This window comes from Mageeibacillus indolicus UPII9-5 (assembly GCF_000025225.2).
Lineage (GTDB): Bacteria > Bacillota > Clostridia > Saccharofermentanales > Fastidiosipilaceae > Mageeibacillus > Mageeibacillus indolicus.
This window is the reverse complement of record NC_013895.2, coordinates 539329-563595: the sequence shown is the minus strand read 5'-3', so window position 1 is coordinate 563595 and position 24267 is coordinate 539329. Positions and strand designations below refer to the sequence as shown.

Genomic DNA, 24267 nt, shown 5'->3' with positions numbered 1-24267 from the left:
TCACTTTTTCTCCCCCTGTTCCATAAGTGCATAAATTCTTTCCTTGTTTTCTATACAAACGGGAATATCATCTGCCAAAACGTGACAATCAAAGCGAATCAGACGCGAGCATGTTTGGCAGACAAATTCATAATCGTGAGTGACAACAAATATGACTTTATTTTTTGCAAGGTCCTGAATCAATTTGCTAACTTGCTCCATGCTGTCATAATCAAGACCCGAAGTTGGTTCATCAAAAACCACCACTTCCTTACCGCATATCATACTAACGGCTACAGCAACCCGCTGCTTTTGTCCTCCGGAAAGTGTGTTCGGATGCCGTTTACGGACAGAAAGAAGGTCCAAATCATCTAATGCTCTTTTCACCAGCGCAGGATCAGTGTATCTGATTCCAAACGTACATTCAGCTTCTACACTATCTGCAAACAATTCGTAGTTAACATCCTGCATAACCATAAAAGATCGCTTCATGCGTTCCTTTTCATTTTGTGCATTGCCTTGCCACAAGAATTTCCCTGTGGATCCTTTATGCACCCCACATAAAGCACGAAGGAATGTCGTTTTCCCAGCTCCATTGCATCCGACAACGCCAATGATTTCACCTTTAGAAGCCTGCATTGAGATGTGACTGATAATCATCTGCTTTTTGTAAAATAGTGATACATCTTGTATTTCCAGTACAGGTTTTTGAATTGGAACATTGGCAACAACGGGATACACAGTTTCTAACGCCACAGCGCGCAGCCCCATATTCTTTCTTTCAACATCCGAGAGCTTTCTGAGTTCTGCTGACGTCCAAATTGCCTGGATTTCCCCTTCTGACAAATATACAATGCGATCTGCTATATCAAGAAGATAATAAAGGCGGTGTTCAGCAATTAAAATTGTTTTTCCCGCTTTTTTCAGAAGCTGCAAATATTTTTTTAAGTCCGCTATTGAGGCCATATCCAAGTTAGAAGACGGCTCATCCAACAAGTAAATATCCGGGTCCATTGCATACACAGACGCAAAGGCAACTTTTTGTTTTTCGCCCCCGGATAATTCAAATATATTTCGTCCCTGCAAATGACGGATATGTAAGACATCAAGAGTATTTCCAAGTCTACGATGCAATTCCTCCGGTGGGACAGCCGCATTTTCTATTCCAAATGCGATTTCACTGTCCACATCTACATTAAAGAACTGGGTCCTCGGATTTTGAAATACAGATCCGATTTTTTCAGCAAGTTGATATGTAGGTGTTTCAAAAACCTTCAGGTCATCCACTTGTACATCGCCATTTAACTCGCCAGGGAAATAATTAGGGATAAGTCCATTAATCAATTTTGTAATTGTTGTCTTACCACACCCAGAACGACCGCAAAGCAAAACGCATTCTCCTGTTTCTACAAATAGGTCAATATGTTTTACTCCGATTTCGGAAGCGGTTGTCCCTGCATAGGCAAAGCTAACATTTTTGAATTGGATCATACCGCACCTCCAATCTCACCTGCGTTCAACGCCAAAAGAAACAAGAAACAAATGATTACCAAAATATCCTGTATTCTAAATTTGATTTGTATCAGACAGGTCCGTGAATGAGGATTTTCAATGCCTCTTGTTACAGATGCAATTGCAAGTTCATCAGCTGCCTTGGACGCAGTCATTAAAAGCGGGACATACAAACACTCAATTGTCATCCCAGGGTGATGAATAAAACCCTTAAAAGAAAGTGATACATCTCTTAAACGCATACCGTCTTTGATATAGTGCCAATCTTCTTGAATTGTCGGAATATATCGCAACATAACTGCCAACGGAATGTATATTCCTTTAGAAACATGTGCTTTATTCATTGCTGTCAGAAATTCATTTACACTCGTTGTGGACAGTATGATTCCAGCGAGCATTGCACAAGGATACACTTTGTAGAAAAGCCCCATCCATGCGACAAACATCGTATATACAACACCCGTTTCAAGAGAGAGAACGTAAAGGGTCAGTAAATAAAATAAAGCAAAAAAGATCAGATGGCATAAAGAGCGTTTGGCTTTCCCGCATGTGCATCCAAAAAGTGTGATGAATAACACTAATAGCCATACATGCCGCAACGATGGAGCCATCGTTGCGGCAAATACAGTGATTGCAAGTAACAAGATTTTTGTACGTGGATCAAACGTACACAATCCACTATGAATTTTTGTGTACTGTATATTCATGCTGTGATACCCGCTTTTTCAAACTGTTTCTTTAAAAGCTTGCTTCCAACAAAACCGCTGAGCAAAGCAATCACTATTGTTCCGATCAACATTGTTACAAGTACGATCCAACTGGTAGATGCAAGCATACTATCAAGATATTCCTGTGTCGTTCCTTTTTCCAGCATAGTATTTACCCATGTTTGCGGGTTAATAAAATATGCAATATATGTACCAGTTCCACCCAAGCAAAAGAATACATACGAAAGGATATTCATTTTTTTGCTTTTATAATTTGCAGTGTGTGCGACAATTTCTGCAAGTACTCCACCAATTAAATAGCCGATTGTCATTCCAATGTGCATACCTGTTACAAAGCAAAAGATTGCCATAAGCGCACTTGCAATAAAAATGGGGCCTTTCTTTGGTACTTTCGCAACCATAAGCAAATACACTGGACCAGCAAGAAGAGCAGCGCCGACAGGATAGTAGAAAGTGAGTGCTGGCATCATCGCAAACACACCACCGCTAAGGCTGATACAGATAAAGATAATTGCGGAAAAGACACCTGTTACGATAAGTTCTTTGACAGAAAGACCGGATTTTGTGTTAGACATTTTTTGTTCCTCCATTTTGATATATTCCACATTTGACTTTCTAAAATCAATGTGGTAGCTTTGATTAGTTCCAGCTAACCGCTGTAAAAAACTATACATGAACCGATTTGCATTCGCCAACACATTCAGCCCATTGTCGTCCGATGTGTCTGAAAGTATGTCTAATGTGTCTGAGGAGGATGATTATGTCCGATATTGCTGCTCAATTCAATACTATGTTGATAAAAAGTGGTTTTCAGGAAATGCCACCAAATGGAAAATTTAGCTCTATTGGAAACTTTTATTGTTTGCCTGAATCATTTGGAGAGGGAATTTATTGGATATACGGTGAAAAAAACCTATTTAATATCAAAATACATGATTTCTATTTTTACGAGGATGAATTTTTCGATCAGGAAAGCCTAAACTGGCCGGAGAGCCTAAGCATCACCTATTACGAATCTGTATCTGGTGAAGAAATCATGCCTTACCGGCGCCTTACCGCGGGATGTATAAAAACATTCTTTGGAGGCCAGCACCCATACAAGGCAATTTTTCATAAAAACATACCAATTCGGACGATTGGTATAGAGATTATGCCTGCTTACTATGAAAAGTATCTAAAAGAAGCATTTCCAGATGAATATATAAATCCAGATGAAGCATTTCGCGAGATTGATCAAGCAAATGATTTCCCTGAAATGGTTTCTCTGTTACGCAAAATCTGGAATTATAATGGAGATGGAATGGCCGCAAAACTATTCTTCCAAAGTAAAGTTTTCGAGGCAGTAGCTTTGATTGTCGAACATAACAAAAAGAGTCCAGAAAGAGGGAAAGTCCGTATTTCATCACAGGATATAAAATCTCTTGAAAATGTCGCTGCGTATATCAACGATCATTACAACAGAGAAATTCTTTTAGATAAACTAGCGCGCATTGCCTGCATGGGAACAACAAAGTTGAAAATTACATTTAAGCAGGTCTATTGCTGCACCATTACGGAATATATTCAACAGCGGCGTTTATCTCAGGGAGAAAATCTCCTTTGCTCCACCGATTTTTCAATTGAGCAAATTGCTCTGGCTGTTGGATATAGTAATGCTGGTCGTTTTTCAAGAGACTTCAAAAAAAGTACTGGTCTATATCCTTCTGAATATCGGAAGTGGACACAGCAAAAAAATCAATAAAAACGATATAACAAATCATTCTGTTTAGAGAAGTTCCTCTATAAACTATTGAAATATCATCTTCTTTCTCTTGTGCTTAGCAGAGCAGAAGGAAAATATTTCGACATATTCGAAAATCCCCTTGCTTTTTTCTACATAATAGCAATCATGTTTAGTTGGGCAAGAAGCGAGCGTCAGGGAATTTTTCTCTGGCGCCCATTTTATGGCACCGAATAGGAATGATAAAATCCCCCAGTTCAACTGGGGGGCAATAATGCCCTCTTTAGAGAGCCACCACCGGAGATAGGCCCTTATAGTGCCTATCTCCGGTGGTGGCTCTCCAAAATGTTTTTTAAAAGCTGAAGAAAACTTGCCTTGATTTAAGTATACTGCTAAATCCGCTATTTCTCCGATAGACATACTTGACTTATGAATTAGTAACTCTGCTGCCGCTTCAAGACAAGTTTTTTTAATGAAACTGCCTATTGAATTTCCGGTTATATAAGCAAAACATCTTTTAAGACTTGATTCAGAAATTGCATATTTTTTTGCCAGTTCAGAAATAGAATATCTGTCAAAAGGATTTTCCATAAGAGCTTTGTAGCATTCTTGAGTTGCTTCGTACACAGGCTCAGAAAAGGATGGAAGTTTATGTGTGTCTTTACTTTCAACTAAACTCAGAAATAGTAATAGTTCTATTGTTTTAATTATTGAATATGGAAGCTGTATCCTCTCATCAACCCTATATAATTCACCAATAATATGATTGATTTCATGACGAGAGCGGATAATTAACGCCGCCCCATTTTTGCACACCTTATCCCGCATTTCAAACAAATCTATATTTCCATATGGAAAATATTTTGAAATGGACTTTTGTGCTATACTCATATCAATAAAAAGAGAAAGCCCAACATATTTTTTCATGGGAATACAAGAGTTTTCAAACGGTACTTTCCCAAGTTCTAAAACACTTAAATCTCCTTTCCTAATAAATGCGCGTTCATTATTTTCCAGCTTAAATTCATAGCACCCTTCAAGGCAATGATCAATTTGTAAGATTCCTTCTTTAGGTGTTATTTTTTGATGTGTTGTTTCCATATTTAAGTTGTTATAAGATAATTGAATTCCTTCAAGCAAATCATAACAACGCATTTCTCCTGTACCCGTTTCGTTTCTAAAACGATAAACTTTCGCATTATCAACATTTTTCTTCTCCGAAAAAATATACCCATTGTAGGCGTTTTCGATAATACTCTTTCTATTTAACTCCATACCTTTTGTCTCGCTTCTTGATAATTTTTTGCTATTATACCATAAATATGAGCCTCCCTCTTCCCATCTCTTGTTAAATTTGATATACTGTTCTGAAAATATGCTTAATGCTTGCTATCTTAATCGTTCTTTTGTAGCAAGCACAGTAAGTGTACGGACACTTACGAAAAATTGACGAAGCAGCCCTTGGGGATCTGCTTCTTTTTTTATCAATTTTTAGCTCGTTAGGGAGAACCCTAAGACCCCGAAATACATTCAAAGGAGGAACTAACTATGGCAAATAGAATAAGAAACGAAAGACTTGAAATTAAACTAACTGAAGAAGAAAAGGCTCTTTTTGAAGAGAAAAAAAGACTTGCGAAGTGTAGAAACATGAGCCATTTCATCCGCAAATGCGTTTTGGAAAAGGAAATTTATCAAGTGGATTTAGAGCCTTTCAGAGATTTACAAGGCTTACTTTCTAATGCAACAAACAACATTAATCAGATTTCAAAGCGAGTAAATTCGACAGGTGTAATCTACAAAGAGGACATCAGTGATATAAAAAAAGAGATTGAACATTTCTCAAAAGAGCTGTGGCAAATTCATTCACTACTTCTGAAAAGAACATCTGAAACGGAAGGTGAATAATAATGGCTATTACAAAAATACATCCAATAAAATCGACTCTTAATCTTGCTATCGACTACATTGTAAACGGAGATAAAACAGACGAGCAGCTTTTAGTAAGCACTCATAAATGCCACGAATCAACTGCTCACACTCAGTTTTTAAGGACACGAAATAACGCAGGAACAAAAGGAACCGTTCTTGCAAGACATCTCATTCAATCATTTTTACCGGGAGAAACAAGTCCTGAATTGGCTCACCAGATTGGTATGGAGCTGTGTAAAAAGATACTCAAAGATGAGTACGAATTTGTCTTATCTACTCACGTAGATAAGGGGCATATCCACAATCACATCATCTTCAATAATGTAAATATGGTAACAGGTAGGTGCTACCAGTCTAACAAGAAAAGCTACCACCAAATCCGTTATCAGAGCGATAAGTTATGCAAAGAAAATAACCTATCTGTCATTGACGAGTTTTACGAAAGCTATAAGAAAAAATATAAGATTAACGGTAAATCTTGGTATGAAAACGAACAGGCAAAGCATGGCACTTCTTGGAAAAGCAGGCTTCAATTTGACATTGACAGAATGATAAAACAGTCAAAGGACTGGGACGAATTTTTAAATAAGATGGCTGATCTTGGCTATGAAATCAAATACGGTAAGCACATTGCTTTTAAGCCAAAAGATAAGGCGAGATTTACAAGGGCTAAAACAATCGGGGAAGATTACACCGAAGAAAGATTAAAAGACCGCATTGCGGAAAGAGAGTTCATAAAGACTCCTGCCGTCAAAAAACGCATCGGCAATGTTATTGACATGAACACCAATGCAAAGGTAAAGGAAAGCAAAGGCTACGAATATTGGGCAACCAAACATAACCTTCATACAATGACTGAGTCTGTTATTTATATCAGAGAACATGGCATTAAATCCGTTAAACAGCTTGATGAGTATATCCAAACAGCAGCCGATGAAAGGCAAAATATACAAGAGAAAATCAAGGCTATTGATAAGGAAATGCAGAAGCTTTCCACCACTATGGAGCAAGTTCATACCGTTAAAAAATACAGGGCGTGCTACAAGGAATATACTGCTAATCCGTCTGACAAGGCATTTTTTGAAGAGTACAAAGCTCAGATTACCCTATATGAAAATGCTCTCTCAGAGCTTAAAAAATCCTATTCCAAGCTCCCAAATTCAAAGGATATTTTAGCTGAGCTTGATAAATTACAAGAAAAGAAGAATACCCTTATGCAGAAGTATTCTTCCTCAAAATCGACTATGGACGAGCTTTACAAGATACGAAAAAATTATGGAATTTATATGGGTAAGGAGATGGAGAGATAGAGCTTCATCTCTATTTATATCAATTGAGCACTTAAAACATTTTCTAGAATATCTTCATATTCTTTGAAGGTTTCAGAATTAAGCAACTGATATTTATCATTTTTTAGCTCAAACAAAGTATAAATTTCTAATTATCTTTTTATATTTTCTTAAATGCTCGTAAAGCCTTATTCTATGTGCTTTCGAGTATTTTTACTGTAGGAAGATACTTCACGTTTCTTTGCATATTTCCTCATGTCTTAGCTGTCAGAAGTGGTAAATAAGTAGTAAATTCATTTGTACTACTAAGCAACAAGACGCTCCTGTTGCTTCTCTTTATTCAAGCGTTTCATTTCTGCCATTGCAGAATCGAATGTTGCATGTGCGTAATAGTTCAGCGTCATGGCTATATTAGCATGTCCCATAATGTACTGTAATGCCTTTGGATTCATTCCTGCATTTGCATAGTTGGTACAGAATGTATGTCGCAAACTATGTGGAGTGATGTGTGGCAATTTATCCTCGTTATACTTATTGTATTTCTTAACAAGACCTTTCATCATGCCGTTGTAATCACTTGCCACTTTTGGATAGTTCTTTCTATTAAGAAAGAGGAAATCACTATATCCATCAATCTCAACACGCTTATCATTCTTTCGATTCGCTAACACTCGCTTAAATGCTTGATAGGCTTCTTCAACCATAGGAACTTGACGTTCGCCACTTTTGGTCTTTGGTGTTTCAATGTAGTACCCAATTTCAGTATCTCTCAATAGCTGATGGTCTATATTGACAAGACGATTCTCAAAATCTAAATCTGGAAGTGTCAAACCACCAAACTCTGAAATACGAAGACCTGTTTTTAAGAGTATCAGAATTTCATCATAATTTTTGCTGTAGGTTTTATCAGCTTTTGCAAAGGCTAACAGTTTTTCTTCCTGTTCTTCTGTTAGTACGGTCTTAGGGACAGTATCATCATCAAGAACTGCTTTCAGTTGAAAGTCAAATGGATTCTTCCGAACACAATCATCTTGTATAGCAATATAGAATGAAGCCTTTAAAGAACGTTTGTAGTTATTGATGGTTTGATAAGCATAACCATTTTCACTCATTCTAATAGCCCATTCTTTAGCGTCTGATGGCTTAATACTGTCAATACTTCTTACACCTAACTTGTCTTTCTTCAAAATATCCATAAGATATTTGCGTCCAGTTTCAGTGTTTTTTTCTAACCTTTGGTCTTTGAGCGTTCTGTTTTGCGTAAAGCTGGCAGAGTGTCATTTTCTTTCCTACAACATCAATACCATCATGAATGTCTTTCTGTAACTCTGCGATTTTCTCTCTAAGTGAGATACAATCACGCTTTCCTGCTGGTACTCGGTCTGTAGCCACAAGTTTCCACGAGTAAACAAATTGCGGTTCTCCAAATGAATCTATATATTTGTATAAGTATCTTCCGTCTTTTCGTTGGCTCTCTCCAGTCTTTAAGATTCGACCTTTATTGTCACGTCTTTTTTCTGACATGGCATTTGCTCCTTTCCTTTATGGAAAGAGCCTTGATACGACTTAATACTATTTTATCATATACAAGACCCTTTGGCGACGCTAGATTGCGTCCAATGTATCTATAATTTTTTCAAATTGTTTTCGTTTAATCTGAATACGATTGCCATTCATAATCAGCCAATTTGCATTTTTATTTTCCTCTGCCAAGCGTCGTAGCTTGTTTTCGCCAATACGAAAATATTTTGACGCTTCTTCAATGGTTAGGGTATAACGTTCCCAAATAGGAATGTCAGTCTGCTTCATAAAATCCTCCTTTCCAAATCACTTATTTGGATTTCATAAAAGTTGTTTTACCAGCAATCGAACAGCTTTAGCAAAGCTCACGGGAGTTCCACCCCTGCATGGTTCTCATGTAGCCATACTCATTGCCTGCGACGGTTTTATCACGCTCGGACTATTGACTGTATGGGAGTATCATTATCACGATAAGAATGTCGTTGCAGGCAATCCTGCTAAAGATTGCTTCTCGGATCACTAACATGAATCGCTCGCTATCTTTATAAGATAGGTCATGGCGGTTAGTTCCGTTGGCTCTTTTCTTATCGAAACGTATTCGATTACTTTTATTCAGTTTTCAAAGAACAATGGCTCGTTAGCCTATCAAAACACATTGAAAGCTCAATATGCTTTGGTGGAATAACAAACCTCCCTGTTCGGGAAGCGTGGAATGGTTTAGCACGCTTCCACGAAAGGAGAGAGGATATTACTTAATTTCAAATGACAAAATCTTTGTAATCAGTCTGGTTTCCATTCTTCCACGTAAGACTTCATCAACGACCATACTTTGATTGCCATATTCATCTTTCATAAGTCGTAGGGAACGCTTCGTTATGTACCCTCTGTAATGATGTAGAATCTGGTTAATCGCTTCGGTATCGCCATCTGTTGCCTTTACAATGAGAGGAAAGGGAATCATAGGATATTGTGTTTTCATTCTTCAAATTCCTCCATAAACTTTTTAATTAAGGCTAGTCCACTGGTTCTATGCCGATAGACAGTAGAACGGTTCAATTTCAACAGGTCTGCAATTTCTGAATCGCTCATGTCCATAAAGTAAAACAGCAGTAGAATTTCACGTTTCTTGTCTGGCAACTCACGTAATGCTTCACTCAACAAATCATTTTCAACGCCTACTGATAACCCATTGAGTGTAAAAATCTGAAAGTCAGTTGAATAGTTATCTGTTGTCGCAAACTGGCTAACAAGATAATCGCCAACATCCGAAAAGGACACCTCACGCTTTGCAATCCTTGAAAGATAAAGCATATAATTCTTTCGCTCGTCTTCCATAGCACGTTTACAGATATAGTCAAACTGATTTTCTATTGTGGTCTGAAAAGAAGATGGTTTCATGTTTCTCACCCCCTTTCTGTCTAGGAAAGGAAGTGAGCCTTGCTCGTTTATCTCCTTTCACTCTTAGTCCCAATGTGAAAGGGGGATTTGTTGCATTACTGATAAATAAACTTCGTAAAAAAGTTCTGAATAGCCAAAAAAGCATATAAACAGATTTATTTCTCTGTTTACATGCTTCTGTTATTCTATCTATATGATTTATAAAACCACATTGGTGGACGTACTTATCTATTGCAGATAGACGACTTTTTTTGACAAGAACCCAATGTAAGGAAATTTATTGTATATGATGTACTTCATGGCGACGTTGACCTCCAACAAACCGCCATTTGGAAGTAATATACAATATTTTAACAGCGTAAATAGCACTACCATATAACGGTTTTTTTTATTGGCGTTTAGTAGTGCTTTTTATTAAATATAAACCTATAAACCATATAACACGTTTTTCTATACCTGTTTTTAATTCAGTAGGAACAATAAAATGTATAGAGGTGGTCTACTATGCGTAAAAAAGAAGATAAATATGATTTTAGAGCCTTTGGTTTAGCCATTAAAGAAGCTCGATTGAAACGAGGTTTAACTCGTGAACAAGTGGGAGCATTGATTGAAATTGACCCACGGTACTTAACTAATATTGAAAATAAAGGGCAACACCCCAGCATACAAGTTCTTTATGACCTTGTATCGTTACTTCATGTTTCCGTTGATGAATTTTTCTTACCTGCTAATAACTTGGTAAAAAGCACCCGACGATTACAGATAGAGAAATACATGGATAGCTTTACAGACAAAGAACTATCCTTAATGGAATCTTTAGCCAGCGGTATCAACGAAGCAAGAAACATCGAAGACTAATTAAAAGAATCCATACATAACGGAAAGAGCCGATAAAATGAGATTGTATTAATCTCATTTTATCGGCTCTGCGTCTTTGCGTCTGGCTCTGTAATCACAGTTACTTTGAACTGCTTTATTTCAATTAAATTTTCTTGTCTGCATTTCGGACAATAGAGGGGGAATTTTTTTAATTCAGTATCTTCCCTTATCTTTAATCGTGTTTTATTTCCACATACAGGACACAATATCCACTTGTAGTTTATAATAACTATCTCCTCCTTTACACTTTAATTCAAATCTTTATTAAAAAATATTTCATCTTATTTAACAAGAAACCATATTTATATAACAACATAAAATACACTAAGTTATTTTATTGAACATATATCGTACTTTATCTATCCGACTATTTGGACGACGGGGCTGGCAAACAGGTTCACCGGTAGTAACATGGTACCCTTTTAACTCTGTTAAACAAACACTACGTCCATTTGTAAAGAAAGTTAAATCACTACGATATTCTTGAATACACCGAGCAGGGATTTCTCCACTAAGAATGACCTCATTATTTTTCAATTGAGTGTCTACGATGTTCGCACAATATTTAGGAGCATCGTTGTATGCTCGTGAAAGATATTCCTGTGGCGCATAAATTTTAAAACTAAGATATGGCTCTAACAATTCTGTTCCAGCTTTTTTTAAGACTTGTTCCAATACAATAGGAGCAAGCATCCGAAAATCTGCTGGGGTACTAACAGGGCTATAGTATAAGCCATACTTAAAACAGATTTTACAGTCCGTCACATTCCAACCATACAATCCTTGTTCACAGCCATAGCGTATCCCCTCCATAACTGCATTTTGAAACGATTGATTTAAGTATCCAAGAGAAACCGAGCTCTCATACTGTACTCCGCTCCCTAATGGAAGCGGTGCTACAGATAGACCAATGGAAGCCCAGAAAGGATTCGGTGGAACTTCGATGTGAATGGTATACTCTGCTTTTTTTAACGGTCTTTCCATATAAATGACTGTAGGCTCTTTTATTTCTATCTCCACATGATACTTTTCTTGCAGCAGAGCACAAGTCACTTCCATTTGTACTTTCCCTAAGAAAGAAAGTATGATTTCATGTGTCGCAGAATCCACATAATATCGCAGAAGCGGGTCACTGTCGGAGATTTCTAAAAGTGCATCAAGTAACATTTCCCTTTGTTGAGGTTTGCTCGGTTCAACAGTCGTTTGCAGCAGAGGGAGGGGATTTTCAATTCTCTCTCTCTGTGGCAATAGCTTTGTATCTCCAAGAACACTATTTAACTTCAAAAACTCATTCTGCAAAATAACAATTTCCCCGGAATAAGCCTTATCGATTTTACATAATTCACCATTTATTGAAGTATACATTTCTGTAATTTTTATTTTTTCCTTTTCCGATATTCTAACCGAATCTCGCAAATGCAGTACGCCACTATAAAGACGTATATATGCAAGACGCTGTCTTTTTTCCGAATACTCAATTTTGAAAACTTTTCCGCAAAGTTCAGACTGACCTCGATGTGTTGATGAATAAAATTTATTCGTAATCACTTCTATAAGGTTATCAATCCCTATATTGTTTTTTGCACTTCCGTGATAAACAGGGAACAGGGAACAATTATGAAATCTTATGCTTTCCTCTTGTTCGAGTTCTAATGCTTCCAATAATTTCCCAGACGTATATTTCTCCAAAAGGTAATCATTTCCTTCTATTACCATATCCCATTGTTCAGATTCGGTAAAGTTCATTACACGCATATTAGGATGCAGTTCTACCTTCTGTTTGATTACAATTTCCGCAGAAAGTTTCTCTTTAATATCCTGATAAACCGTTGATAAATCAATTCCATTTTGGTCAATCTTATTGATAAAAAAGATTGTGGGAATACCTATTTTCCTAAGTGCATGAAACAATATACGAGTTTGTGCTTGTACGCCATCTTTTGCAGAAATCAGTAGAATTGCCCCATCTAATACTGATAATGAACGATATACTTCTGCTAAAAAATCCATATGTCCTGGCGTGTCTATGATGTTTATCTTAGTATTTTTCCACTGAAAAGAGGTTATCGCCGTCTGAATTGTAATTCCTCTCTGACGTTCTAAAAGCGTATTATCCGTTTTCGTTGTACCTCTGTCCACGCTTCCTAATTCTGTAATCGCTCCACTGTTATATAATAAGCTTTCTGTTAAGGTAGTTTTTCCCGCATCAACATGAGCTAAAACTCCAATATTAATAATTTTCATGTGATTTTCCTCCATTCAAAAGCCCAAAAGGGCATAAAAATCCCAGTGATAAATACTCTTATCACTGGGATTTTTATGCATAACCATAGGCATACAAAGCATACAGATATTCTCCGGATACTTTAGAATCACATGATAAAGGTATTCTTAAACTGGGTACAAAAAACTAAGCCCTCCTAAAAAAGGACATCCAATTATTTGTTCCCACTATCAAATTGACAGTTTATTTAAGAATACCTTGCCGCATATTTATTAACTCCTTTTAAATAGATACTTAAATAATAGCACGTAAGAGCATATTTGTAAAGGAATCTCCAATTTTTTATCAAAGAGAGTACGTGATTACAAAATAGCTGTAATAATGTACCAATATTTGTTATTCTATAATCTTCCAATTACTCCCGTTCTTTTCAAGTACCAAATCAAATTGAGATACCTGCGTTGCTTTGGTCTGCTGGTCGATATACTCCACTGTCAGCGATACCGTGACTTGATTATCCTTACGATTGTGAATAGGATTTACCAGTTCTTGAAAGATGTACTCTTTTCCGATTGGTTTTAATATCCCGTCATTCACATAGTAGGAAAGTTCACTGGCTGTCGCTGTAGGATAGAGCTTGAAGAACGTCGTTAAAAACTCATTGATTTCATTGGTTGTAATGGAATCAACCGTCCCCTCACTTTCAATGGCTTTTGGTTTATAACTTGATTTCTTAGGTATGTTGGTAATGGTCGGATTCTTAACCAGTACCATATTTCCAGAACCATCTACATAGACACTCACTATATAAGCAGAGTGGACGGTCTTTGTATTTTCTCCCTCTGTAATGAGCTGGTCTACACTGTAGGTTACATTAAACTCATTGTCGCCAGTTGGCTCTACCGTCCATATCTGAAATCCTCTTACAGAAGACGATACAGGAATATCTTTGCGTACTGTATCAACATTGAGAGCTTGAAGTTCATCTGTCAGATAGCCTTTTAGACTTTCCATTCGATTATCAATGGACTTATCGGATTGCTCCCATGAATAGTAGACTTTCGCAAAGTTCTCTACAAAATTTTCTACATGATGAGTATCAACGTATTCCTTTTCTATGATAGTTGTTTCGTGAATAGTATGAGTATCTATAGCTGTAAAGTGCTTGAATATCGCAAAGCTGAAACTAAGCCCTAAAAGTACCCACAAGGCAATCACAACCTTTTTATGAGGATTGACCTTATAGTAGACACGAGGTTTCTTTTCCTTTGGTATCTGTTTTTCTTTATTCTGATTTTTTCTAAATTTCATCATTAAATCTTCCTTTCTCATTGTTTGATTCGTCCTGCTCCCACTAAATGCTGTTGCCAGTAGGGGCTTGTTAAGTCGGCATAACCGATTGGGTCGCCTGCATGAAACATACGGTTATTGCCAAGGTATATCCCAACATGAGTAATATAAGAGCCAGCGTTATAGGTAGAATGAAAGAAAACCAAATCGCCAGCTTGTGCTTCCGATAGTGGGATATGCTGGGTCACATCATATTGCTGTTGTGCGGTTCGTGGTAAGTTAATTCCAGCTTTTCCATACGTCCATTGTGTCAGTCCGCTACAATCAAAAGAAGTAGTCGGGGAAGCTCCACCGTAAACGTATCGCCAGCCCTCATATTTCAGTGCTTCGTCCATGATGGCTTGTACCGTATCATCATCAAACTCTGTTGTGACAAGATACTGCGTTACCAGTTGCACATAAAACATATTGCCATAGTTGTATCGCCAGCCCCCATTGATAGGTATGGCTATGGGATTGGGGTAAGACACTTTTTCGCCACCTGAATACTCTTTTGAGAAACTTTGAGCCAGTTCAAAGGTATATTTATTTCCACGATTAGCCACATACCCTAAGAAACCACCACCATAATTGTAGGACTGGATAACCGATTCTAAATCTACACTGAGCCTTTCGCTACTGGCTAATAATTCACTGAAATACTTCACACCTTGCTTAATGGATTCTTCTGTACTCAATGAATTAGGTGGAAGACCGAGGGATTCCGAGGACTGCATAACATCTTCCGCAGTACCGCCCGATTCCACCTGTATAATCGCAAGAAGTATGTTGACATATTCTTCAACGCCATATTCTTTGGCATATTTTTCTACCATAGGCTTATGAGCCAGCACTTCTGCGGAAACATTCACACCTCCATAATGAATATTGGAAATTCCGCTGTCCTGTTCATCTGAAAATAAAATGGCAACAAACAGAAGCAGTGAGAAGACCATCAAGAATAATCCAGAACCACCAATCACTAAAGTTTTCAACTTCATGGTTTCTTACCGACTTTCTTAATGGTGGCGGTTTTGATTGGTGGTCTACTTCTTGTATTTTGTAGTGGTACTCTTTGAACAGTAGACGGACGTTCTTTTGTGATTGGACGTTGTGAAGTTCTATCTGCTGTAGTGGTTGAAGTTGCTGGCTTTTGAACGGTTTTTTCTTGAACGGTATTGCCTTGGCGTTCCACTTTTGGACTTGAAAAATCGGACTTAACTGCTGGACGCTCTTGTTTGGCTTGTTGAGATTCCTTATATGAAGTCTGAATATTAGACTGTTTTGAGGTCTGTTCATCATGATATTGTTCTTGTCTTGTAGTCGGTCTTTCATGAACAGAAGAAGCAGGCTGTTTTTTCTGTTTGACCTGTTCCATTTCAGAGCGACGCTTCGCAATGGTTTTTCGCCTTTGTTCCTGCTGTTCCTTGCGTCCACTGGCTCTGTCCGCTTTGGTTTGAGAAATACTACTGGTTAAATCACGGACATTCTCTTTTACTTTGGATTTTCCTTGATATACTGCATATCTTGCATTGGTCGGCAAATCTTTAACCTGTTCTTTCAAACCACTAGCAGTGTCTACCATTCTGTCTTTGGTATCAGCTACTGTACCGATGGTTTGACCGATACGTTTTCCAAGTGTTGATTTTTCCTTTCCGTCTGGTCGGGAGTGATCTGCTTGTGTCCTTGCAGAACTCCCCGAACCCGACTGTCCTTTTTTACCTGTAACAATGGCAGACCCAGCCCCTAGAGTAGTCATGGAACGTCCAAGTTTCCGCTGTAGACGGTGCATGTGAGCGTGCATAAGCATACGAGGTTTTCTCATCACACGACTTCCCACACTTTGAGAATCGTTACTCTGTAGAGAAAACATACTCATTAAATCGCCCAGCTTGAAGTAGATTCCTGCAAAGGTCACAATCTGTAGAAAAGCAATCAAAAAGAACGGATAACCAGCCGATAAGGTATAGAGCATGGTTGAAATACTAAATGCTGTCGTAATAATCAATGTGATTCCAGCTCGTGTCAAAATGGTATTAAAGAGCTTTGTTATGGCTCGTTTTGACATACCATCAAATGATGGAATCATGCTTAAAATAAAGCTCACAGGCAGAAACATAGCATAGATGATAAAAAGTACCTGCGAGAAAATCATGATTCCTGTTAATAGGAATACAAATATGGAAATCCCAATATTGAAGACAAATAGGAAGAAGACTGTACCTAAACGGTTAATGGTCTTTGTAATGGTTAGATTGGTATTGCTTCTGTCTTCAATTTCTTCCGCAACAATTTTTTCTCTGTCTTCGCCATTGTTGGAATCTGGGCTGGTGGAGAGCAGGCTTTCCACACGGTCAATACCGATACTTTCAATGTCTGAACTGTTGTATTGAAGCAGTAGCCACGGTTGCTGAACCTGTATGGAAAACAGGCTATCTCTGATTAAGTCCACGCTGTCCTTGCCTTGACTATCGGAATGGGGCATGACAATCTTCGTGCCAAGTGATAAACTGGCATTACTGATGTCTGATGAAAAGTCATTGATTTTTTTAATGTAGTCGGGAGCGTAGGCAATAAAGGAAGCCGATAGGATAAACACCAGCACAAAATTCATAATGGCATGAATTGCCTTTGTGGTTTCTCTCTTTATCAGTCCCGTATAGGCAACATAAACCCCAAGAACCAAAATCAAGAGTAAGAGGAATCCAACATAGAAACCCTCTGTTGAAAATCCGTTTGCACTCACACCAGCTAAGGTCTGCATATTCTTACCAATGGAATCTGCTGTAGCGGAAATGAAGTCTAAGGAATAGGCTTCCTGTACTAAGTAACCTGTCGCATTGGAAACATACAAACTGATTGTCCAAATAAAATTGGTAATGGCATATAGTCCATACATGACCTGTTTTCCAATCCCGTCCGACCAGTTCCACGGAAGCCAGCCCCAGCTATTATCCACATAAAAATCCAGTTGATAGTTTTCAAGTGGGTATCGGCTGTATTCATTTGCCACATTGACCGTATCATCTACCAAGCCCGCAGCTTGAACCACCGTTCCCAGCATGGCTAAAAGAAAAATGGCAATCACAAGTGTGAAAGCCACTGTCATTGCCACTTTACCTAGACGTTTCAGCGTCCAGTTTGATTTTATTCTGTTTACTATTGATGGTTTCACATTTACACCTCTTTTCGCACAGGTGGTCTGGTATCAAAGGCATGGAGCAGTTCTTCAAATACAGGGTGGAACTGTATCACACCGACACGACCATATAAATCACTGATAAGGCATTGCCCGTTTTCCAAATCACGCAATCGCTTCTGATTGTTTTCGTCCTCTGGGTCTACACCAAAAAAGGCTAAGGTCTTTTTAATCTCGTTAAGGTCAGTGGAACGAAATGCAAATTTTAAGCCGAGGTTATTTTTCAGTTTTTCATCTAAGAGGTCGTCTGTATTTTGGGTCACGAAATATACCCCAGCGTTCATAGCACGACCAGCCCGAACCAGCTTCATAGATAGTGTTTTTCCTTGTGCTACCTGTAAAAAGCTCCATGCTTCGTCTAAATCTACAATCTTGAAAATGCTTCGGTCTGTATGGATAAAGTCTAAAGCAAAGGTACTAATGACAATCAGCATAGCAACGGATAAAAGCTCCATAGTGGTATATTCCTCAAAGGAAGTTTCCTTGTCGGGAAGTACCAAGTCCGCAACCTGTATAATGTTCAGTTGTTTTTCTAAGCTGATAGACTGCTCCACATAACCATTACTGAATAATAAATGTGCAAAGTCATAGTCTGTAAAACTTTCGATATGGTCGGCTATACTGGTACTTAGTGGCGTATTCTCAACCCGTAATTCCTCAATCACTTTCATCAACCCTCGTACTTCACTATTGGTTACTGCACGAATGGCTTTTCTAAGGATTGGGAAGCGTTCCCCATCACGAGAGGAAATCCCCGTAAGGAATGTCAGAATATCAATAGCCAGTGATTCAGAATCTTTGGGATTTTTCATAATCACATAAGGGTCAAGTAAGCCTTTGTTTTTCTCATCAGAAGTCAGAGTGACGATATTGATTTCATGGGAAATCTCTGGCAAGGTTTCTTTCCATCTGCCACGTTCTGCTTTTGGGTCTACAATCACTGCTTGTGCCCCATAAAGCACCGCATAATAGACGATAAGGTTATTCGCAAAGGATTTACCACCACCCAGCGAACCAACAAAAGCCGACGCTAACGCATTGGTTACTGAACCCTTAACCCCTTGACTGGCAAGAGCAGGTTTCAGATAGACATTGCGTCCAGTATCTAAGCTGTAGCCAACATAAATCCCCTCATTTTCCCCCAGCATTTGAGTAGCACCAAAACCTAAACCAGCGAGGAAATCAGAGGTCACGTATTGAATATAATCATTCATATAACGCTTGCTGGCAGGTAAAAATTCTTCATGTAAGCCGAGCATATCCCCAAATGGTCGTACCAGTTTTACGCTTAAATCGTCATAAAAATCTTTCACTTCATTACAACGACGTTTGAGTTCGTCAAGATCATTTGCGATACCCTTACCACATAAGACAGCTTGTACATAGATTCCTTGCTTTGGTCTAAATTGGTTTCCAGCTCATTCACACTTTCCAGAGCTTCCGCCACATTGGAGCTGGTTTCATTATCACTTTGCCAAGCGTGGTTATCCAAGTCTTTCAGTTCTTTCTTTTTATTGCGGACAGTAGATAGGGCTTTACGATTCGCTACAATTTCCACATTCATTGACGTATCAATCGGGAATGTAAATTGCTGTTGCTGGTAGTAGAAGATTTCAGAGGACGGGAAGTCCAGTTCTCCGACAATGCTGTTAATGGTAAAGTAAGCTACATAGACGGTTTCATCTTCCTGCTGGATTTTCAAATATCGCTGTTTTTCTTCCACCAAACAGCGAGTAGGCTTAATCAAGTCATAGTATTTAATCAGCGTTTCATTATCCAGCTTTTTCTTTGATAGATGGTACTCATACTCTTCATAGGCAGTGCCTGTCTGTCCGTAAAGGTGTTCAATCAGATAGCCGAAGTCGTCCTTATCTAACCTGCGGATTTTGAAACGACGAGAGATTTTATTTTCTAAGAGCTTTTCCATCTTCTGAAAACGCAGGATTTCATCATTACTCATACTAACAAAATCGCCCATCAGCTTATGGTTCACATCATAGACAAAATCAGACAAAGCATTTTTTGCTTCAACGGTAAGACTTTTCATAGAAAACTCCTGATCGTTGAGAAGCAACTTAAAGCCGATAAAGAAACGGTAGTTCACTTGATTTTCGCCAATCATGGATATTAAAGCGTCTGTCTGTTGGTCGATTTTGTCATAGGCAACCGCTTTGAGCTTGCCAGTGACTTCATTTTTGGAACGCTCTTGTGCAGAACGTATGCTGGATTCTGTACTGATTTGTAAAGCATGAATTTTGCCATCACGATTTTGTGCGATAAGCTGTCTGAAAGAATCATGCACTTGTATTTTCTGTTCTGGACTTAGAAATGAGTAATTGTAAGGAACAAGCTCATAGTAAGCATAACATTCCCCGTCTTTATTCCAGACGAGATTGTTTTCAATGTATTTAATTGGATATGCCATAAAATTCACTCCTAACTGCTGTAATGGCTTCTTGTGGCTGGTTTCTGCCAAGCGTTACTTTTTTTCCTGCATAGGTCAGCTTTGGTCGCAGTGCATAAGCAATGACAGACTTCAAAAATCCATAAGGCTTTTTACCATCAAAAGTTTTTGTAGACATAAACCATGTGAAAGCCACAGGAATCCCAAAGTATTTGAGAAATGCTCCCTCTATCATGGAAAGAGGGGGCAAGTTGCCAAGTATCATCACTGCAAAGAGTGACACGACAAACCATGTCATTTGCGTAAAGGTTATGGGAAACGGAAGTCTAAAATCATTGATAGAATACAGTACCTTTTCCACAGACCAGATACTGGTATAGCTTCGTATTTTCTTCATGTAATCAATCCTTTCATAAAAAATAGGGGTAGCTGATTGAGCCACCCCGTAAAATAGAAAATCTGCCAGTAGTAATGTACCGACAGATTTAATAGACGATTTCAAAAATCCCATGATTGGTTGAGATAAACGTTCCTGAAAGGTCTAAATCCCGACCATAGGCTTGATAATCAATATAGTTTTGAAGACTAGCTGGTACTTCGCCTAAAGCACCCGTTTCTTCAATGTAGTAGCGTGCCACGTCATACATATCATCACAATCGGAATGAATGATAATATCCTCTTGTTCGCTTAGTTCTTCAATGCTTGAAAAATGAGTGAGCAGAGCAGATAGCTCCGATTGTAATTCTTCGGGTAATTCCGATACCATTTCCCATAGTCGATTGAGTTCGCCAATGGAAGTGTATTCGTCAACCGTAAAGGGTAACTCGTAGTCATGAATGGCGTATTCCTCATATTCATCATTCAAGCCGATTTTCTCTTTGACTTCCTCAAAGTCAATGGGAAAGGTAAACCACGCACCGACCAATTCGCCCTCATTGTATTTGCCTAAATTCGCAATATAGACTTGCATATCGTCCATATATTCACGTCCTTTCTTTGTAGAGATTCAAAAATCCCTACCGCACTTCGTTTGGTGTACCATTCCTTTGCGGAACATAAGAAAACCACTTATATTCCACAAAAGAACGGTTTTATTTAAGCACCAATAATGCGATTGAATAGCTCTAGTAAAATGTCTTTTACTCCAGCAGCGTTGAAGACTAAGCCAACCGCAATAATCGCAATAATTAAAAAGCCAATCAGTTTGCTAAACTCACGCTTGAAGCCAAGATACAAGCCAATCACAACGATTGCTAAAAGCACCAGTGATTGAGCGTTTGATAGAAACCAGTTATAAAGGTTTTGTCCAAAATTCATAAAAATGTTCTCCTCTCTATATTCAATGAATTTGTATTTGAGTTATTTTTTTGTTGTTATCACGTCCTGTTCTTTTACTGACTGTTGCTTCAAAATCTGCTTGTGTCGGTCTGTCAGTTTCGCATGGTCGAGAATGTCTTTTACAACCTGCGTCTGGTTGATTTCATCAAGTTTAATCGCAACCTTTAAGGTCGGGGCAACTTGATGAGATAGCCAGTTCAGCGTCCTTTGGAAGGAGTAAGGCTCTGGTTTTGTGGTTAGTTTTAATCGTTCACGATTGTTCCCAATAAACCAAGCCCATTCTTCATTCAGTTTCCAATCAGAACGAGGTTTGGAATCGTCTTTATCTACAAAACGGATATACCGATTGATAATTTTAAAGGCGGTATGCTCTGGATTGTCATAGACGAGTAAATCACGGACTGCATAATAGGCACGCTCATTTTTCAATCGAATCTCAAAACGGTTTTTTACTTCTGCGTCTTCAATGGGAATATCATTTTTCTTGTACTGCTCGTAGTCCTTTTCATAGATACAGAAATAAACTTCACTTTGTAATGAACCGATATAGAGGGTGTTTCCCATACATTCCTTTTCCTCTTTGCGTACCAGTTCGCCACTGCGATAGCTTTTAAAACTGCGGAAGACGGAGATACATTCTTCCTGTTGGCACTTTTCAGTGAGTACAGGGATATTCAAAATCCCTGTCTTATCGTTAATGGCAAGGTCAAGGCGTTTCATCACACCGCCAGCCACCAAAACGTCCATAAAGAACTCATACCAGCTTCTTTGTTGTGCCAGAAGATAGCTTTCAAATTGTCTGCACCCACGACCTTTCAATTCCACCAGAACTCCTTTGTCCAGTTCATGGGAGCAAAGGACGAATATGTCGCCTAAAGCATAATGCTCTGAATAAGAATAGAAACCATAGTCCTCATGAAGAAAATAGGACAGTTTCAGTTGTAAGATGTTTTCGACCACCTGCTGTACGTCTGTTGTCGGAAAGCGAATCCTTACATAATCAAACAGCATTTCAAGGGGAGCGTCGGGATTGAAGCGTTCCAGAGCTTCCCAAAGGGACTGCTGTAAATCCTCTGATGGCTTGACTTTTCCTGTTTCAATATCGCTTAGATACTGCCTTGTAATACCAGTCGCAACAGCTAAACGGTTTTGAGATAGTCCATAAGCCAAGCGTTTTTCTTTTAAATGCTGTAACCAAGTTTGTTCATTCAGTAAAAATCCCTCCAATCAAAAAGGCGTATGTCAACTTTTAAAGCCCATTTGACATACGCTGAAATTTTGTAAATCCCTTGTAACCAAAGGATTTTCTAATGTTTTTTTGACTGTTTCCTGTCGATTTGTACCCCCCTGTTAGATACGGGGGGTTAAGTGCTGGCGTGGCTATTGCCACACCAGCCAGCAAGATCAGTCCACACCTGCGACTTCCGCTTCGCACGTCGCCTGCGTGGACTGTCTGCTGTTGGATAACTTTTTAATTTCCTCCAAGAAATCATATCCTTTTGGTACAAGGGGAGTATAAAACTCTGATATGACACTTGTTCCTACATCAACATAGCCACGACCTTTGATTCGCTTTAAGAAGAAATCCTTTTGTACGTCACTGCCAAACATCATGCCATAGCCCATTTCAGACATACGACCTAAAGCCACTCTGAAATTAAACTGATCACGGATTCCGTCGCCTAAATATTTTGCGTCTGGACGTTGACAAGCCAGTATTAGAAAGAAGCCAGCTTGACGACCTAACATGACAATCTGTTTCAGCTTATTCATAACTGCGGTGTTTTCTTTTGTTCCCAGCATTTCCATGAAAGCGACGTATTCATCAAAGATTAAGAAGTGTGCCGGGAGACCTAAGTAAGCATAATTTTTGCCAGTCTTATAGTTCTTCATCTGCTTCATTTCCTCACTACGTTTCATCATTTCTTCATAGAATGTTTCAATGCAAGAAAGCAAGTCTTCTTTTCTATAGTAGACATTTGCCATCACAGAACCTAAGTCCGCAAGGTCAGCATTTTTCGGGTCAAGAATATACAGTTTTGAATCTGTATGAAGCAAGGCTTCAATCAGTGTCAGTATAAAGTAAGTTTTACCGCCACCTGTACCACCAGCAATCAACATATGAGGGAGCTTATCATATTCCCACCATACGTTTTTCATTAAGCGAAGTTTACCATCTTTAGCTTCTACTTCATCAATAGAAATACGACTGGCTATGGTGTCATAGAGCAAAGTATATTCCACATAGGAATCCTTTAACTCTTTATCCGTCAGCTCACAGTACAAGCCACTCTCTAATTTCTTTTCCAAGTGTAAGAGTTGGTCTTGATATTTTCCCAGCGTGATTTCCACCCGTATCTGTATCAAGCCATTTTTAAGTCGATAATACATTTTAGGGAAGTAGGTTATCTTTTCCTTTGTACGACCAGCACTATCTTTAAAGAAACCCTCTGTTTTGACCTGTTCAGATTCATACCACTTGTTTTCAAGTATCATCTTTGCCAGTTTTTGACGGTGGTAAAGTTGTTTAACCGTATCATAGCGAACCCGTTTGAATACAAACGCTACCAGCAAGCAGATAAGAATTGCGACACTGAAACTGATAATTAAATAGGGAATGTCAATCTTATCTGCTTGTGATAGGTTAAAATCCTGCCAGTTGATCTGCTGGATTGTCTTCACATGAAACAGTCCGACAACCAGCAGGAAAACAGGCAGGAGTGACGCTATCGTAAAATGAAAGACTAAATCTTTACCAGATGGGCGAATCCTTTTACCACGCTGTTTCATGCGAAAAAGTCTCCTTTCTACCTAGCG

General features: G+C 38.5%; 21 protein-coding genes and 3 pseudogenes. 4 read left to right on the top strand and 20 right to left on the bottom strand.

Annotated features, from left to right (window positions below):
* From HMPREF0868_RS02550 to HMPREF0868_RS02540, 3 genes are read right to left on the bottom strand one after another with little or no spacing between them, the layout of a single operon-like run.
* Positions 1–1470, bottom strand: a complete 1470-nt coding sequence (locus tag HMPREF0868_RS02550; protein ID WP_012993134.1) for an ABC transporter ATP-binding protein — start codon at positions 1468–1470, stop codon at positions 1–3.
* Positions 1467–2198 (bottom strand): energy-coupling factor transporter transmembrane component T, encoded by a 732-nt coding sequence (locus tag HMPREF0868_RS02545; protein WP_012993133.1) that lies wholly within the window; start codon positions 2196–2198, stop codon positions 1467–1469. Before HMPREF0868_RS02545 ends, HMPREF0868_RS02550 begins: the two co-directional genes overlap by 4 nt.
* Positions 2195–2794 (bottom strand): MptD family putative ECF transporter S component, encoded by a 600-nt coding sequence (locus HMPREF0868_RS02540; protein WP_023055085.1) that lies wholly within the window; start codon positions 2792–2794, stop codon positions 2195–2197. Before HMPREF0868_RS02540 ends, HMPREF0868_RS02545 begins: the two co-directional genes overlap by 4 nt.
* A 185-nt stretch (positions 2795–2979) precedes the next feature.
* Here HMPREF0868_RS02540 and HMPREF0868_RS02535 point away from each other — a divergent pair, with 185 nt between their 5' ends.
* Positions 2980–3960, top strand: a complete 981-nt coding sequence (locus HMPREF0868_RS02535) for a helix-turn-helix domain-containing protein (protein ID WP_012993131.1) — start codon at positions 2980–2982, stop codon at positions 3958–3960.
* Between the two features lie 45 nt (positions 3961–4005).
* Here the strand turns inward: HMPREF0868_RS02535 and HMPREF0868_RS02530 are convergent, their stop codons facing one another.
* Positions 4006–5214, bottom strand: a complete 1209-nt coding sequence (locus tag HMPREF0868_RS02530) for a helix-turn-helix domain-containing protein (RefSeq protein ID WP_012993130.1) — start codon at positions 5212–5214, stop codon at positions 4006–4008.
* Positions 5215–5487: 273 nt separating this feature from the next.
* Here HMPREF0868_RS02530 and HMPREF0868_RS02525 point away from each other — a divergent pair, with 273 nt between their 5' ends.
* Positions 5488–5844 (top strand): plasmid mobilization protein, encoded by a 357-nt coding sequence (locus HMPREF0868_RS02525; protein WP_000013383.1) that lies wholly within the window; start codon positions 5488–5490, stop codon positions 5842–5844.
* Positions 5845–5846: 2 nt separating this feature from the next.
* Positions 5847–7178: a relaxase/mobilization nuclease domain-containing protein gene (locus HMPREF0868_RS02520; RefSeq protein WP_012993129.1), complete on the top strand. Its 1332-nt coding sequence runs from the start codon at positions 5847–5849 to the stop codon at positions 7176–7178.
* Between the two features lie 284 nt (positions 7179–7462).
* On the opposite strand, the pseudogene HMPREF0868_RS02515 reads toward HMPREF0868_RS02520, so the two are convergent.
* The 4 genes and pseudogenes from HMPREF0868_RS02515 to HMPREF0868_RS02500 form a co-directional block, all read right to left on the bottom strand.
* A pseudogene (locus HMPREF0868_RS02515) lies at positions 7463–8681 on the bottom strand (tyrosine-type recombinase/integrase).
* 81 nt (positions 8682–8762) lie between these two features.
* On the bottom strand, positions 8763–8966 hold the full coding sequence (locus HMPREF0868_RS02510; RefSeq protein ID WP_000814511.1) for an excisionase: 204 nt from the start codon (positions 8964–8966) through the stop codon (positions 8763–8765).
* Positions 8967–9426: 460 nt separating this feature from the next.
* Complete coding sequence (locus HMPREF0868_RS02505) at positions 9427–9657, bottom strand: helix-turn-helix domain-containing protein (RefSeq protein ID WP_000857133.1); 231 nt, start codon at positions 9655–9657, stop codon at positions 9427–9429.
* The gene (locus HMPREF0868_RS02500; protein ID WP_000804885.1) at positions 9654–10076 is read right to left on the bottom strand and encodes a sigma-70 family RNA polymerase sigma factor; all 423 of its coding nucleotides are present in this window, start codon (positions 10074–10076) and stop codon (positions 9654–9656) included. Before HMPREF0868_RS02500 ends, HMPREF0868_RS02505 begins: the two co-directional genes overlap by 4 nt.
* A gap of 504 nt (positions 10077–10580) precedes the next feature.
* Here HMPREF0868_RS02500 and HMPREF0868_RS02495 point away from each other — a divergent pair.
* Positions 10581–10934, top strand: coding sequence for a helix-turn-helix transcriptional regulator (locus HMPREF0868_RS02495; RefSeq protein ID WP_001227347.1), 354 nt, complete (start codon positions 10581–10583; stop codon positions 10932–10934).
* Positions 10935–10993: 59 nt separating this feature from the next.
* Here the strand turns inward: HMPREF0868_RS02495 and HMPREF0868_RS08200 are convergent, their stop codons facing one another.
* From HMPREF0868_RS08200 to HMPREF0868_RS02435, 12 genes and pseudogenes are all read right to left on the bottom strand, one after another.
* On the bottom strand, positions 10994–11182 hold the full coding sequence (locus HMPREF0868_RS08200; protein WP_012962334.1) for a cysteine-rich KTR domain-containing protein: 189 nt from the start codon (positions 11180–11182) through the stop codon (positions 10994–10996).
* Between the two features lie 97 nt (positions 11183–11279).
* On the bottom strand, positions 11280–13199 hold the full coding sequence (gene tet(M), locus HMPREF0868_RS02485) for a tetracycline resistance ribosomal protection protein Tet(M) (RefSeq protein WP_002414694.1): 1920 nt from the start codon (positions 13197–13199) through the stop codon (positions 11280–11282).
* A gap of 15 nt (positions 13200–13214) precedes the next feature.
* Positions 13215–13262, bottom strand: a pseudogene (locus HMPREF0868_RS08825) (hypothetical protein); the annotation flags it as partial.
* Between the two features lie 313 nt (positions 13263–13575).
* A complete protein-coding gene (locus HMPREF0868_RS02475) occupies positions 13576–14511 on the bottom strand; it encodes a conjugal transfer protein (protein WP_001224320.1) in 936 nt (311 codons plus the stop codon).
* A complete protein-coding gene (locus HMPREF0868_RS02470; protein ID WP_000769868.1) occupies positions 14508–15509 on the bottom strand; it encodes a bifunctional lytic transglycosylase/C40 family peptidase in 1002 nt (333 codons plus the stop codon). Before HMPREF0868_RS02470 ends, HMPREF0868_RS02475 begins: the two co-directional genes overlap by 4 nt.
* A complete protein-coding gene (locus tag HMPREF0868_RS02465) occupies positions 15506–17671 on the bottom strand; it encodes a CD3337/EF1877 family mobilome membrane protein (protein ID WP_430516984.1) in 2166 nt (721 codons plus the stop codon). The genes HMPREF0868_RS02470 and HMPREF0868_RS02465 overlap by 4 nt, the downstream gene beginning before the upstream one ends.
* Before the next feature lie 14 nt (positions 17672–17685).
* Positions 17686–20132 (bottom strand): annotated as a pseudogene (gene tcpF / locus HMPREF0868_RS02460) (conjugal transfer ATPase TcpF).
* On the bottom strand, positions 20116–20508 hold the full coding sequence (locus HMPREF0868_RS02455; RefSeq protein ID WP_000723888.1) for a conjugal transfer protein: 393 nt from the start codon (positions 20506–20508) through the stop codon (positions 20116–20118). Before HMPREF0868_RS02455 ends, tcpF begins: the two are co-directional and overlap by 17 nt.
* A gap of 88 nt (positions 20509–20596) precedes the next feature.
* The gene (locus HMPREF0868_RS02450; RefSeq protein WP_012993126.1) at positions 20597–21091 is read right to left on the bottom strand and encodes an antirestriction protein ArdA; all 495 of its coding nucleotides are present in this window, start codon (positions 21089–21091) and stop codon (positions 20597–20599) included.
* Positions 21092–21207: 116 nt separating this feature from the next.
* Positions 21208–21429 (bottom strand): hypothetical protein, encoded by a 222-nt coding sequence (locus HMPREF0868_RS02445; protein WP_001009056.1) that lies wholly within the window; start codon positions 21427–21429, stop codon positions 21208–21210.
* A gap of 42 nt (positions 21430–21471) precedes the next feature.
* Positions 21472–22662 (bottom strand): MobT family relaxase, encoded by a 1191-nt coding sequence (mobT, locus tag HMPREF0868_RS02440; protein ID WP_191619837.1) that lies wholly within the window; start codon positions 22660–22662, stop codon positions 21472–21474.
* A 192-nt stretch (positions 22663–22854) separates the two neighbouring features.
* A complete protein-coding gene (locus tag HMPREF0868_RS02435; protein ID WP_000813488.1) occupies positions 22855–24240 on the bottom strand; it encodes an FtsK/SpoIIIE domain-containing protein in 1386 nt (461 codons plus the stop codon).
* Positions 24241–24267: the final 27 nt, after the last annotated feature.

What these genes read in the sequence shown, in the direction of transcription:
- HMPREF0868_RS02450 (WP_012993126.1), bottom strand. Translation starts at nt 21,091, where the DNA reads ATGGACGATATGCAAGTCTATATTGCGAATTTAGGCAAATACAATGAG.
- HMPREF0868_RS02455 (WP_000723888.1), bottom strand. Translation starts at nt 20,508, where the DNA reads ATGAAGAAAATACGAAGCTATACCAGTATCTGGTCTGTGGAAAAGGTA.
- HMPREF0868_RS02500 (WP_000804885.1), bottom strand. Translation starts at nt 10,076, where the DNA reads ATGAAACCATCTTCTTTTCAGACCACAATAGAAAATCAGTTTGACTAT.
- HMPREF0868_RS02470 (WP_000769868.1), bottom strand. Translation starts at nt 15,509, where the DNA reads ATGAAGTTGAAAACTTTAGTGATTGGTGGTTCTGGATTATTCTTGATG.
- HMPREF0868_RS02550 (WP_012993134.1), bottom strand. Translation starts at nt 1,470, where the DNA reads ATGATCCAATTCAAAAATGTTAGCTTTGCCTATGCAGGGACAACCGCT.
- HMPREF0868_RS02525 (WP_000013383.1), top strand. Translation starts at nt 5,488, where the DNA reads ATGGCAAATAGAATAAGAAACGAAAGACTTGAAATTAAACTAACTGAA.
- HMPREF0868_RS02520 (WP_012993129.1), top strand. Translation starts at nt 5,847, where the DNA reads ATGGCTATTACAAAAATACATCCAATAAAATCGACTCTTAATCTTGCT.
- HMPREF0868_RS02540 (WP_023055085.1), bottom strand. Translation starts at nt 2,794, where the DNA reads ATGTCTAACACAAAATCCGGTCTTTCTGTCAAAGAACTTATCGTAACA.
- HMPREF0868_RS02495 (WP_001227347.1), top strand. Translation starts at nt 10,581, where the DNA reads ATGCGTAAAAAAGAAGATAAATATGATTTTAGAGCCTTTGGTTTAGCC.
- HMPREF0868_RS02445 (WP_001009056.1), bottom strand. Translation starts at nt 21,429, where the DNA reads ATGAATTTTGGACAAAACCTTTATAACTGGTTTCTATCAAACGCTCAA.
- HMPREF0868_RS02545 (WP_012993133.1), bottom strand. Translation starts at nt 2,198, where the DNA reads ATGAATATACAGTACACAAAAATTCATAGTGGATTGTGTACGTTTGAT.
- HMPREF0868_RS02475 (WP_001224320.1), bottom strand. Translation starts at nt 14,511, where the DNA reads ATGAGAAAGGAAGATTTAATGATGAAATTTAGAAAAAATCAGAATAAA.
- HMPREF0868_RS02510 (WP_000814511.1), bottom strand. Translation starts at nt 8,966, where the DNA reads ATGAAGCAGACTGACATTCCTATTTGGGAACGTTATACCCTAACCATT.
- HMPREF0868_RS02505 (WP_000857133.1), bottom strand. Translation starts at nt 9,657, where the DNA reads ATGAAAACACAATATCCTATGATTCCCTTTCCTCTCATTGTAAAGGCA.
- HMPREF0868_RS02435 (WP_000813488.1), bottom strand. Translation starts at nt 24,240, where the DNA reads ATGAAACAGCGTGGTAAAAGGATTCGCCCATCTGGTAAAGATTTAGTC.
- HMPREF0868_RS02535 (WP_012993131.1), top strand. Translation starts at nt 2,980, where the DNA reads ATGTCCGATATTGCTGCTCAATTCAATACTATGTTGATAAAAAGTGGT.
- HMPREF0868_RS02530 (WP_012993130.1), bottom strand. Translation starts at nt 5,214, where the DNA reads ATGGAGTTAAATAGAAAGAGTATTATCGAAAACGCCTACAATGGGTAT.